The organism is Bacillus sp. NS1 (genome assembly GCF_058248265.1).
Window position 1 is genome coordinate 147115 of the sequence record NZ_JBZAZF010000001.1, and the last position, 12387, is coordinate 159501.

A 12387-nucleotide genomic window follows, 5' to 3' on the forward strand; every position below is an offset into this window, starting at 1 on the left:
GTGAGGAGTGGCTGTTTACGATGAAGTATACATTTAATGAAGAGAAGGCTTTTGATATTGTTGCCATCGGCCGGGCATGTATTGATCTGAACGCAGTCGAATACAACCGCCCAATGGAAGAAACAATGACATTTTCGAAATACGTCGGCGGTTCACCTGCAAATATCGCGATTGGCAGCGCGAAGCTTGGCTTAAAAGCGGGCTTCATCGGCAAAATTCCAGATGACCAGCATGGAAGATTCATAGAGTCCTATATGAGAAATACCGGCGTTGATACAACGCAGATGATTGTAGATCAAGATGGACACAAAGCTGGCCTTGCATTTACGGAAATTCTGAGCCCTGAAGAATGCAGCATCTTAATGTATCGAGATGATGTGGCGGATCTTTATCTTGAGCCTTCAGAGGTAAGCGAGGACTATATCGCAAATGCGAAAATGCTGCTTGTTTCCGGGACAGCACTTGCTAAAAGCCCATCAAGGGAAGCGGTGTTAAAAGCTGTTCAATATGCGAAAAAGCATCAGGTCAAAGTGGTGTTCGAACTGGATTACCGCCCGTATACGTGGCAGTCAGCGGATGAAACAGCCGTTTACTATTCTTTGGTCGCCGAGCAGTCTGATATCGTGATCGGCACACGCGATGAATTTGATGTGATGGAAAATCGCACAGGCGGAAGCAATGAAGAATCGGTCAATCATTTATTTAGCCATTCAGCCGACCTCGTTGTCATCAAACACGGCGTCGAAGGCTCTTACGCATACAGCAAATCTGGTGAGGTATACCGAGCGCAAGCGTACAAGACAAAAGTGCTGAAAACCTTTGGAGCCGGTGACTCCTATGCGTCAGCCTTTATCTATGGCCTTGTCAGCGGAAAAGACATCGAAACGGCATTGAAATACGGCAGCGCGTCAGCCTCCATTGTGGTGAGCAAGCACAGTTCGTCAGAAGCAATGCCGACTGCGGATGAAATCGTACAGCTTATTGAAGCACAGTCATAATTGAAAAAGATCGAGTAAAGGTGGGATCGTTTGTGGGTAGGAAAATTCGCTTAACAACAGCACAAGCGCTGATTAAATTCTTAAACCAGCAGTACATCCATGTAGATGGAAAGGAAGAGCCTTTCGTTGAAGGGATTTTCACGATTTTCGGTCATGGAAACGTATTAGGGATTGGCCAGGCGCTTGAGCAGGATGCAGGCCATTTGAAAGTCTATCAAGGGAAAAATGAACAAGGAATGGCGCATGCCGCAATGGCGTACAGCAAACAAATGCTGAGAAGAAAAATATATGCGGTCTCTACATCCGTCGGACCGGGAGCGGCTAACTTAGTGGCGGCAGCCGGCACTGCATTGGCAAACAATATCCCGGTTCTCTTGATTCCGGCAGATACATTTGCGACAAGACAGCCAGATCCTGTACTGCAGCAGATGGAGCAAGAATACAGTGCGGCGATTACAACAAACGATGCATTGAAACCTGTATCGAGATACTGGGACCGCATTACGCGTCCTGAGCAGCTTATGAGCAGTTTGCTGCGCGCGTTTGAAGTGATGACTGATCCGGCAAAAGCAGGTCCGGCAACGATTTGTATTTCTCAGGATGTCGAAGGAGAAGCATACGACTTTGATGAAAGTTTCTTCGTCAAACGGGTTCACTATATTGATCGCTTACAGCCGAGCGAGCGCGAGCTTCAAGGTGCGGCGGAGCTGATTAAAGCCAGCAAAAATCCTGTGATCCTCGTCGGCGGAGGCGCAAAATACTCCGGTGCGCGCGATGAATTGGTTGCCATTTCTGAAGCGTATCACATTCCGTTAGTTGAAACGCAGGCAGGAAAGTCGACAGTTGAAGCTGATTTTGCGAACAACCTCGGCGGAATGGGCATCACAGGTACACTTGCGGCAAATAAAGCGGCCCGCCAAGCTGATTTGATTATCGGTATCGGCACAAGATATACGGATTTTGCGACATCCTCTAAGACCGCTTTTGATTTTGATAAAGCGAAGTTTCTGAACATCAATGTCAGCCGAATGCAGGCGTATAAACTTGATGCGTTCCAAGTGGTAGCAGATGCGAAAGTGACGCTTGGCAAACTGCACGGCTTGCTTGAAGGCTATAAGAGTGAATTCGGTTCAACGATCAAGGAGCTGAAGGACGAATGGCTCGCTGAACGCGAACGCCTCAGCAAAGTGACGTTTAAACGGGAAGCATTTGATCCGGAAATCAAAAATCATTTCTCTCAAGAGGTTCTAAATGAATACGCTGACGCGTTGAATACTGAGCTTCCGCAAACAACGGCATTGCTGACAATCAACGAGACCATTCCTGAAGACAGCGTAATCATCTGTTCAGCAGGTTCCCTTCCAGGAGATTTGCAGCGTCTGTGGCATTCAAATGTTCCGAATACGTATCACCTGGAGTACGGGTATTCCTGCATGGGCTATGAAGTGTCCGGGACACTGGGTCTTAAACTGGCCCATCCTGACAGAGAAGTATATTCCATTGTCGGAGACGGCAGCTTCCTGATGCTTCACTCCGAGCTGATTACGGCGATTCAGTACAACAAGAAAATCAATGTGCTGCTCTTTGATAACTCTGGTTTTGGATGTATCAACAACTTACAAATGGATCACGGCAGCGGCAGCTACTATTGTGAGTTCCGCACAGATGATAATCAGATTTTAAATATTGATTATGCAAAAGTTGCTGAGGGATACGGCGCGAAAACCTACCGTGCTAACACGATAGAAGAGTTAAAAGCGGCGTTAGAGGATGCGAAGAAACAAGACGTATCAACGTTAATTGAGATGAAGGTTCTGCCAAAAACAATGACGGACGGCTATGACAGCTGGTGGCATGTCGGCGTAGCAGAGGTATCTGAACAGGAGAGCGTTCAGAAGGCATACGAAGCAAAAGAAAAAATGCTGGAATCTGCGAAGCAGTATTAGAGGGGAGGCTCATAGATGGGCAAAGATAAAATCCTGTGGGGCATTGCTCCAATAGGGTGGCGGAATGATGATATTCCTGAAATCGGAGCGGGAAACACACTTCAGCATTTGTTGAGTGATATCGTTGTCGCACGTTTTCAAGGTACGGAAGTCGGGGGATTTTTCCCCGAACCGGCCATCCTGAACAAAGAGCTGAAACTTCGAAATTTAAGAATCGCGGGAAAATGGTTCAGCAGCTTTATCCTGCGTGACGGACTCGGTGAAGCGGCAAAGGCATTTACCCTGCATTGTGAGTATTTGCAACAAGTAAACGCGGATGTCGCAGTTGTCTCTGAACAAACACACAGTGTGCAAAGCTTGGAGAAAAATGTGTTCACAGAGAAGCCGCACTTTACGGATGATGAATGGGAACGGCTTTGCGAAGGATTGAATCACCTTGGCAAAATTGCTGATCAGCATGGCTTAAAGCTTGTGTATCATCACCATCTTGGCACTGGCGTCCAAACCGCGGAAGAAGTGGACCGCCTGATGGCTGGAACAGACCCCGCGCATGTACACCTCCTCTATGATACAGGGCATGCGTATATTTCTGACGGTGACTATATGGGAATGCTTGAGAAGCATATCGGCCGCATTAAGCATGTGCACTTTAAAGATGCCCGCCTGAATGTCATGGAACAATGCAGGCTTGGAGGGGAATCGTTTCGACAAGCATTTTTAAAAGGCATGTTCACGGTTCCCGGTGATGGATGCATTGATTTTAGAAAAGTATATCAGCTGCTGTTGAAGCATGATTATTCCGGATGGATTGTCGTTGAAGCTGAACAGGACCCTGATGTTGCAAACCCGCTTGAGTATGCATTGATCGCGAGAAACTATATTGATGAGCAGTTGTTGGATCTGGCTTAATGGGGACTGAATATATGGGCAATACCAATGGGGATTCAGCCTTCAATAAACGGACAATCGCGGCAGCATTGGCTAACTACATTGATGCCGGTTCAATTGTGGCGGGCTCTGCTGGTTTATCGTTATGGGTCAGTTACCTAAAGCTATCTGATACGCAAATCGGGCTGCTCGGCGCGCTAAGCGCAAATGCAATTTCTGCCGCTGTCGGTGCACTGCTTGGCGGGTATCTAGCTGATAAAGTCGGGCGGAAGGCTGTTTATACCAATAGCATGTTGGTTTATGCAATAGGGATTTGTTTGGTTCTGTTCGGGGTTAATTTCCCCATGTTGTTAAGCGGTTACATGATCATCGGTTTATCAGTAGGAGCTGACATTACCGCATCATGGACCATTATTGCAGAAAATGCGCCAAAGAAAAATCGGGCCCGCCATTGCGGCGTGGCACAAGTCGCCTGGGCCGCGGGGGCAGTTGTTGTTCTGCTTCTCTCCGTACTGGTCGGAGATTTAGGAATCCTAGGTAATAAAATCGTTTTTGGCCATCTGCTTGTCATTGCGCTGATTACGTACATCCTGAGAATCAGGCTTCCGGAGTCAGACGCATGGCAGCCAAAAAAACAGCCGGGAGATTCGCAGGCAGGGAAGCCGGCCGTACTCAACAAAACATCGTATTTTGATTTGCTCAAGCCTATGTATCTAAAAAACATACTGTTTTTAATGGGCGTGTTTCTGGTTTGGAATTTAGCAGCTGGCGTAATGGGGTTCTTTATGCCATATATTTATCAGCAGGTCGGCGGTGTATCGGCCACTACGGCAAATCTTTTGCAAATGGGACTGTTTATCTTCACAGGATTGGGGGTCGCTCTGATCTTCATGCCCTTTGCCGACAAATATAGAAAAACCGTGTTTGGAATCGCCGCTTTTATGGCAGTGATCGGATGGACGCTGTTTCTGCTGCCGGTTGAAGGACTGCCGGTTCTGCTCCTGTTTATTGTCATGATTGGGATCAACAACGGAGCCGGGCAGCAAGCCAACTATCAGTTATGGGCCAGTGAAATCTTTCCTACGCAATATCGTGCTTCTGCACAAGGACTGATGTTTTTCCTCGTCCGTATTTCAATAGGGATTTGGAGTCTGTTTGTCCCAATGATTATTACGAATTTCGGCATTGGAACGATGGCTGCAATTCTCCTCGGATGTGTGACGGCCAGTATGATCATCGGGCTTCTCTTTGCGCCTAATACGTCTGGCAAGTCGCTTGAACAAATTCAAGAGGAACTCTACGGATCTCCTCAGAGCCAAGTAAAGCAAGGAACAGAAAGCAAAATCATGTAACCAACAGAAGGAGTGGCTGTCAATGAGTTTACGTATTGGCGTAATTGGAACTGGAGCAATCGGAAAAGAACATATTAACCGCATCACGAATAAGCTGTCCGGCGCAGAAATTGTCGCTGTAACGGATGTCAATCAAGAAGCCGCACAAAAGGTCGTTGAGCAATACCAATTAAACGCGACGGTTTATCCGAATGATGACAGCCTGCTTGCAGACGAAAATGTAGACGCTGTCTTAGTGACAAGCTGGGGACCTGCCCATGAATCGAGCGTGCTGAAAGCGATTAAAGCCCAGAAATATGTGTTCTGTGAAAAACCGCTCGCGACAACGGCTGAAGGATGCATGCGCATCGTCGAAGAGGAAATCAATGTGGGCAAACGCCTAGTTCAAGTCGGCTTCATGCGCCGTTATGACAGCGGTTACGTACAGCTGAAGGAAGCACTCGATAATCATGTTATTGGCGAGCCGCTTATGATTCACTGCGCGCACCGCAACCCGACTGTGGGAGATAATTACACAACAGATATGGCCGTAGTCGACACGCTTGTTCATGAAATCGATGTGCTGCACTGGCTCGTCAATGATGACTACGAGTCTGTTCAAGTCATCTATCCGAAAAAATCGAAAAATGCGCTTCCGCATTTAAAAGATCCACAAATCGTATTGATTGAAACAAAAGGCGGCATTGTCATCAATGCTGAAATCTATGTGAACTGTAAATACGGCTATGACATTCAATGTGAAATCGTCGGAGAAGACGGGGTCATCAAACTTCCTGAACCATCAAGCATCAGCATGAGAAAAGAAGGCAAATTCAGCACAGATATTCTGATGGATTGGCAGAGACGCTTTGTGGCTGCGTACGACGTAGAAATCCAAGACTTCATTGATTCCATCCAGAAAAAAGGCGAAGTCAGCGGACCAACGGCATGGGACGGCTATATTGCCGCTGTTACGACTGACGCGTGTGTAAAAGCCCAGGAATCTGGACAAAAAGAAAAGGTTGAATTGAAGGAAAAACCGGAATTCTATCAATCGTTTACAACAGTTGAAAACTAAAAAATAGAGGAGTGAAATTATGAAATTAGCATTGGATCCATCGATGTATCGTGATGATTTAACTTTGGAGGAAATGGTTTATAAAACAGCGGAGCTTGGCTATGAATATATTGAGCTATCGCCGCGCGAGGATTTTTGTCCATTCTATAAATATCCGAAAGTCGATTCAGCAAAAATCAAACAATTAAAGCGTCTATTAAAGGATACAGGTGTTAAGCTTTCATCCCTCCTTCCTCTTTACCACTGGGCGGGTCCTGATGAAGACCGCCGCCAGGCAGCGGTGCGCAACTGGAAAAGGGCGATCGAAATTGCGGTTGAACTTGAAGTGGATTTGATGAACAGTGAATTCAGCGGTTCAAAATATGATCCTTTAACAAGTGAAGAAAAATTTATCAAATCCATGGATGAGCTTCTCCCAGTCTTTGAAAAAGAAGGCATTAAACTCAACCTTCAAGCCCATCCATACGATTTTATCGAAACGCACAAAGGTGCGATGGATATGATCCGTGCGCTTGACAAGGATTGGATTAATCTTGTCTACTCAACTGCGCATACGTTCTTCTATGATGACGGCAAAGGCGACATCGAGACAATGTTTGACGAAGCCGGCGACCGCCTCACACACGTTTTATTTGCAGATACCTTTAATCATAAAGCGGCTCATGGCCTGCGCTACATCGTCAATCCGCCTGACGCGAAAGTAACCGTTCACCAGCATTTGGACATTGGTCAAGGTGAGGTTGATTTTGAAACGATTTTCAGAAAGCTGAGAGAGATGAAGTTCGACGGAATTGCGACGAATGCCGTTTTTGCTTGGGTCGACGAAAGAGCGGATGAATCAAGCCGGTTTATGCTTCGGAAAATGAAAGAAGAATTAGGTCTGGCATAAGCTGAGCATGGAGTTCGGCGGGATATGGCGAATAGCCATCCTGCCGAACTCCCTTCATATCTAAAACGCAGATGGGGGAGTCTGACATGAAACTTTGCTTTAATGAAGCAACAACATTGGAAAACTCAAATCTTAAAAAGGATTTAGAACTATGCGAAAAGCACGGCTATGATTATATTGAAATCCGCACAATGGATAAGCTGCCGGAGTACTTAAAAGACCATTCTTTGGATGATCTTGCGGAATATTTTCAAACCCATCACATCAAGCCGCTTGCCTTAAATGCACTCGTATTCTTCAACAACCGTGATGAAAAGGGCCACAATGAGATCATCGCTGAATTTAAAGGCATGATGGAAACGTGCAAAACCCTCGGTGTGAAATATGTCGTGGCCGTCCCGCTTGTGACTGAGCAGAAGATTGTAAAAGAAGAGATCAAAAAGAGCAGTGTAGAGGTGCTGACTGAGCTTTCAGATATCGCGGAGCCGTACGGCGTAAAAATCGCACTTGAATTTGTCGGCCACCCGCAATGTACGGTCAATACGTTTGAACAGGCGTACGACATCGTAAACACAGTCGACCGGGACAATGTCGGCCTTGTCCTTGACAGTTTCCATTTCCATGCAATGGGTTCAAATATTGAAAGCTTAAAGCAGGCGGACGGAAAGAAAATTTTCATCTACCATATCGACGATACCGAAGATTTCCCAATCGGCTTTTTAACGGATGAGGATCGTGTATGGCCGGGCCAAGGGGCGATTGACTTAGATGCCCACTTATCAGCCCTTAAGGAAATCGGCTTCTCTGATGTTGTATCAGTTGAGCTCTTCCGGCCTGAATACTATAAGCTGAGTGCTGAGGAAGCCATTCAAACAGCGAAAAAAACAACGGTTGATGTCGTATCAAAATACTTCAACATGTAATGGATAAAGGAGGGGTGGACATGGCTTTTGTATCGATGAAAGAGCTTCTTGAAGATGCAAAGCGGGAGCAATACGCAATCGGCCAGTTTAATATCAATGGCCTGCAGTGGACGAAGGCGATTTTACAGGCTGCGGAAGAAGAACAGTCGCCTGTCATCGCGGCGGCTTCGGACCGGCTGATCGACTATTTGGGCGGATTCAAAACCGTAGCTGCGATGGTCAATGCGCTGATGGAAGAATTGTCAATCACCGTTCCCGTTGTCCTTCACCTTGATCACGGCAGCAGCGTGGAGCGCTGTAAACAAGCCATTGACGCAGGGTTTAGCTCGGTCATGATTGACGGATCACATTCACCGATTGATCAGAATATCGCAATGACGAAAGAGGTAGCAGACTATGCCAAGCTTCACGGTGTGTCAGTAGAGGCTGAAGTCGGTACGGTAGGCGGCATGGAGGACGGTCTTGTGGGCGGTGTAAAATACGCTGATCTTCATGAGTGCCAGCGTCTCGTGGAAGAAACCAATATTGATGCCCTGGCCGCTGCGCTCGGATCAGTTCATGGAAAGTATCAAGGTGAGCCTAAGCTCGGATTCAAAGAGATGGAGGAAATCGCTAAGACTACGAACATTCCCCTAGTTCTTCACGGTGCATCGGGAATTCCGGCTGATCAAATCGTAAGAACCATCCAGCTTGGCCACGCGAAGATCAACATCAATACAGAATGTATGGTGGCATGGGCAGAAAAAACGCGCGTCATGTTTGAAGAAAATCCTGACTTATATGAACCACGCGCTTATATGACGCCGGGAATTGACGCAGTAAAAGAAACAGTGAAAAGCAAAATGAGAGAATTCGGCTCAGCGGGAAAAGCCGCTAGACAGCAAGTCAGCTGAAGAAAAAGCACTCACGTCATCGTGAGTGCTTTTATCATGCCATTATTTTTGGTTTTCTTTCTCACGTTTCACCAGCATATCAGCAATCAAATCAACCTGTTTGCTGACGGAAATTGGATCGTACGGGTAGAATGTGTCAAAGTCGTTGATAAACACACGGTTATGTTTGACAGCGTCTAGGTTTTTCCAAATAGAGGATTCCTCCAGCTTATCGAGTGTTTTGCTTTCGCCTTTCGGATTGTAATCTGTAATGAACATATAGTCTGCGGCATACTCAGGAATGACCTCTTGAGAGAGCTGTTTCATCTCTCCTTTTTTGATGACATCTTGTTCAATTTTTTCAGGCGCTTTTAACCCAAGCGCATTGTATACAGCCTGGCCGCCGCGTCCGCCATTATCATTGAACACCCAGAATTCGCCCTTGTCCGTGTTTTCATAAATGCCGAAGGTTGCATCCTTGTCGATGACGCCGGCAATTTTCTTTTTGGCTGCTTCCGCTTTTTTGTTAAAGTCAGCCATAAATGATTTTGCTTCATCTTTCGCTCCGGCGATATCCCCGAATATGCTGACTGTGTCTTCTACGTTTTTCGCTGTGTTATAAGGAACGACAACAGTTGGAGCGATTTTCTTTAATTTATCTACATTCTCTTCATTCATGACAACAATTAAGTCGGGCTGCAGCTCCATCACTTTTTCCACGCTGATCGGATCACCGACATCCTTTACATCTTTCAGCTTTGATTTTAAAAACGGATTATCGAATGACCATGAGCCCGAGCCGACTACATCCGCCCCCACAGACAGCAATTCTCCAGCATAAAAATCAGTGACGATGCGTTTCGGATGTGCAGGAATTTTGACGTTCCCTTTTGTTGATTTGTATGTTCTCATTTCTGTCTTACCGGAAGCTGAATCACTTGAGCTTCCTTTCGAAGCTGTGCCGCTGCAAGCGCTGACAAACATAAGAAGCAGCACCAGCATGCCCACGAGCAATGTGTTCTTTTTCATCAAGAACCCTCCAATATGTATGTTGATTGATTAGTAATGATTATCATTATCAACTAATAATATAGCAAGAAACCTGTGCCCCGTCTATCACTATTTTAAGAGAACGTTTTTTTATTTACAGGTGACGCGGTGTTCTTAATCTATTATTATAGGTAAATGGGAGGAGGAAAATATGGGAATTACTAAAAGAGGTGGCGCATGGGAGTTGCTGCATAGTTGGTGGATGCTGTTTATTTTCATGCCTTTTGCCATTGCCAGTTTTTTTGCCTTTTTATTTATTGGCATCAAGGTTAGAAATAGAAAGTGGATCATGTATGGAATCATTTATTTTTTCGTATTTGCGTTTGGTTTTGTGCTGCCGGATCTGCCCGGCGTTTTTATTGTGCTCCCGTTGTGGGCTGTGACGATAATTCATGGTTTTAAAGTGCGTCCGCTGTATCTGATTCAGCTGGATGTCTATAAAGATCATGTGGAGGCACGGGCTTTTGCAGAGGCAAGGAGTGAAGCCGAAAGCAGATTTCATGCCCCGAAACAGTCTATTCAAGATATACATATTCGAAAAGAACAGTAAGAAGCGGGTCTTTTATAAAGGCCCGCTTTCTCTTGTTGCGCAGAACCGATGAAAGCATTATGATGGGGGCATCAAAAAAGATGGCTCTGAAACGGCCTTATCCTTTTGGAGGATGGATTGCATGAATAAAATCATGATTGTCGAAGATAGTGAAGACATTCGGTCACTATTACAAAATTATTTAGAGAAGTACGGCTATGATACGGTGGTTACCACTGATTTTACGTCTGTATTGGATATGTTCTTGCGGGAAAAGCCTGATGTGGTGCTTCTTGATATCAATTTGCCGGCATATGACGGATTTTATTGGTGCCGGCAGATCCGCCAGCATTCGACCAGCCCGATCATCTTTATTTCTGCCAGAAGCGGCGAAATGGACCAAGTGATGGCAATTGAAAATGGCGGCGATGATTATATTGAAAAGCCGTTTTCTTATGACATTGTGCTCGCGAAAATCAAAAGCCAAATTCGCAGGGCGTATGGAGAGTATGCGGTGAAGCAGGGAGAAAGAATCGTGGAATTCGAGGGTGTGCAGCTGTATGTAGAGCGATTTGAACTGCGTTATCAAGAAGAAAAATGCGAGCTGTCTAAGAAAGAGAGCAAGCTTCTTGAAGTGCTGTTGGAACGGGGAGAAAAGGTAACGGGAAGAGACCGGTTAATGGAAAAAACGTGGGATACTGATCTGTTCGTCGATGACAATACGCTGAATGTATATATCACCCGTTTGCGCAAAAAGCTTCGGGACTTAGAGGTTCCTTTTTCGATCGAATCTGTCCGCGGTGAAGGATATCAATTGAGGCCGCTGTCATGAAATTGTTTTTGCGGACTCATGTACTCTTAATATTGCTTTTTCTGATTCAAGGGATTTTTGTTTTTGCGTACTATTGGTTTGCGGGCCAGCGTTCTCTAGCCCATTTATTCTATATACTCGGCGTGCAGCTGCTGTTGTTAGCTGTGTATTTGATCTATCGCTGGTATCAAGACCGCGGTGTTTATCAGTGGCTCAGCTCCCATCAGGAGGATGCAGTCGTGCCTGATTTAGGCTCTTCTCTGTTTTGTGCTGAGCTTTATGAAAAACAGATGGAACTGAACCGCCTCTACAATCAAAAGCTTCACGAAACAGAAGCCAAGCTTGAAGACAGGGTGACCTATATGAACCAGTGGGTGCACCAAGTGAAAACGCCTCTTTCTGTCATTAATTTAATCATTCAGGAAGAGGATGAGCCTATTTTTGGGCAAATCAAAAAAGAAGTCCGGCAGATTGAATATGGACTGGAAACATTGCTGTATTCATCGAGGCTCGACCTGTTTGAGAGAGATTTCAAAATAGAAGCGGCTTCTTTAACCGACATTCTCCAAACCGTTATTCAAAGCTATAAACGGTACTTTATTGAGCATCGTGTATATCCGAAAACAAACATTCTCACTGACGCTACGATTTATACAGACCCAAAATGGCTGAAATTTGCGATCGGACAGGTCGTGACAAACGCAGTGAAGTATTCTGCGGGAGTGAGTGACCGGATTGAGCTGTCAATTTTTCAGCATGAGGATAAAACCGTGTTAGAAGTAAGAGATCATGGTGTGGGGATTCCCTCGCAGGATATAAAGCGTGTGTTTGATCCCTATTACACAGGTGAAAACGGCCGGCGTTTCCAAGAGTCAACAGGAATAGGGCTTCATCTGGTGAAAGAAATCACGGGAAAACTGAATCATGAAGTGGAGATCAGCTCTGCTCCGGGAAAGGGCACAGCGGTACAGTTTTTGTTTCTTACAAAAATGTAAGGAGCCATTAAGAAAACCGCATAGCACACTGTCATCCCTCTTGATAAGATTTGTTTATCAGCTTATCAGGAGGTTTT

The 12387-nt window shown here is 45.6% G+C and carries 12 protein-coding genes; 11 read left to right on the forward strand and 1 reads right to left on the reverse strand.

What is annotated here, in order from left to right; genetic code table 11:
- Window positions 1–20: 20 nt before the first annotated feature.
- The 8 genes from iolC to fba all read left to right on the forward strand — a co-directional run bounded on the left by iolC (window position 21) and on the right by fba (window position 8946).
- Entirely contained in the window at window positions 21–998 is a 978-nt protein-coding gene (gene iolC / locus AC4CV5_RS00770) for a 5-dehydro-2-deoxygluconokinase (protein ID WP_166846437.1), read from the forward strand.
- Between the two features lie 32 nt (window positions 999–1030).
- Window positions 1031–2944: a 3D-(3,5/4)-trihydroxycyclohexane-1,2-dione acylhydrolase (decyclizing) gene (iolD, locus tag AC4CV5_RS00775; RefSeq protein WP_166846440.1), complete on the forward strand. Its 1914-nt coding sequence runs from the start codon at window positions 1031–1033 to the stop codon at window positions 2942–2944.
- Window positions 2945–2959: 15 nt separating this feature from the next.
- Entirely contained in the window at window positions 2960–3853 is an 894-nt protein-coding gene (iolE, locus tag AC4CV5_RS00780) for a myo-inosose-2 dehydratase (protein ID WP_490921942.1), read from the forward strand.
- A 14-nt stretch (window positions 3854–3867) separates the two neighbouring features.
- Window positions 3868–5184, forward strand: coding sequence for a myo-inositol transporter IolF (gene iolF, locus AC4CV5_RS00785; protein ID WP_490921943.1), 1317 nt, complete (start codon window positions 3868–3870; stop codon window positions 5182–5184).
- Window positions 5185–5206: 22 nt separating this feature from the next.
- The gene (iolG, locus tag AC4CV5_RS00790) at window positions 5207–6241 is read left to right on the forward strand and encodes a bifunctional inositol 2-dehydrogenase/D-chiro-inositol 1-dehydrogenase (RefSeq protein WP_490921944.1); all 1035 of its coding nucleotides are present in this window, start codon (window positions 5207–5209) and stop codon (window positions 6239–6241) included.
- A gap of 19 nt (window positions 6242–6260) precedes the next feature.
- Entirely contained in the window at window positions 6261–7130 is an 870-nt protein-coding gene (locus AC4CV5_RS00795; protein WP_119914520.1) for a sugar phosphate isomerase/epimerase family protein, read from the forward strand.
- An 86-nt stretch (window positions 7131–7216) separates the two neighbouring features.
- Window positions 7217–8053: a 2-keto-myo-inositol isomerase gene (iolI, locus tag AC4CV5_RS00800; RefSeq protein ID WP_166846450.1), complete on the forward strand. Its 837-nt coding sequence runs from the start codon at window positions 7217–7219 to the stop codon at window positions 8051–8053.
- 20 nt (window positions 8054–8073) lie between these two features.
- The gene (fba, locus tag AC4CV5_RS00805; protein ID WP_166846453.1) at window positions 8074–8946 is read left to right on the forward strand and encodes a class II fructose-1,6-bisphosphate aldolase; all 873 of its coding nucleotides are present in this window, start codon (window positions 8074–8076) and stop codon (window positions 8944–8946) included.
- A gap of 42 nt (window positions 8947–8988) precedes the next feature.
- On the opposite strand, the gene AC4CV5_RS00810 is transcribed toward fba, so the two are convergent.
- Window positions 8989–9954 carry an iron-hydroxamate ABC transporter substrate-binding protein gene (locus AC4CV5_RS00810; protein WP_490921945.1) on the reverse strand — a complete coding sequence of 322 codons (966 nt, stop codon included), beginning with the start codon at window positions 9952–9954 and terminating at the stop codon, window positions 8989–8991.
- Between the two features lie 172 nt (window positions 9955–10126).
- Here AC4CV5_RS00810 and AC4CV5_RS00815 point away from each other — a divergent pair, with 172 nt between their 5' ends.
- The 3 genes from AC4CV5_RS00815 (at window position 10127) to AC4CV5_RS00825 (ending at window position 12310) form a co-directional block, all read left to right on the forward strand.
- The gene (locus AC4CV5_RS00815; protein ID WP_222142366.1) at window positions 10127–10525 is read left to right on the forward strand and encodes a hypothetical protein; all 399 of its coding nucleotides are present in this window, start codon (window positions 10127–10129) and stop codon (window positions 10523–10525) included.
- Between the two features lie 121 nt (window positions 10526–10646).
- The gene (locus AC4CV5_RS00820; protein ID WP_166846462.1) at window positions 10647–11336 is read left to right on the forward strand and encodes a response regulator transcription factor; all 690 of its coding nucleotides are present in this window, start codon (window positions 10647–10649) and stop codon (window positions 11334–11336) included.
- The gene (locus tag AC4CV5_RS00825) at window positions 11333–12310 is read left to right on the forward strand and encodes a sensor histidine kinase (RefSeq protein WP_456520618.1); all 978 of its coding nucleotides are present in this window, start codon (window positions 11333–11335) and stop codon (window positions 12308–12310) included. The genes AC4CV5_RS00820 and AC4CV5_RS00825 overlap by 4 nt, the downstream gene beginning before the upstream one ends.
- Window positions 12311–12387 lie beyond the last annotated feature (77 nt).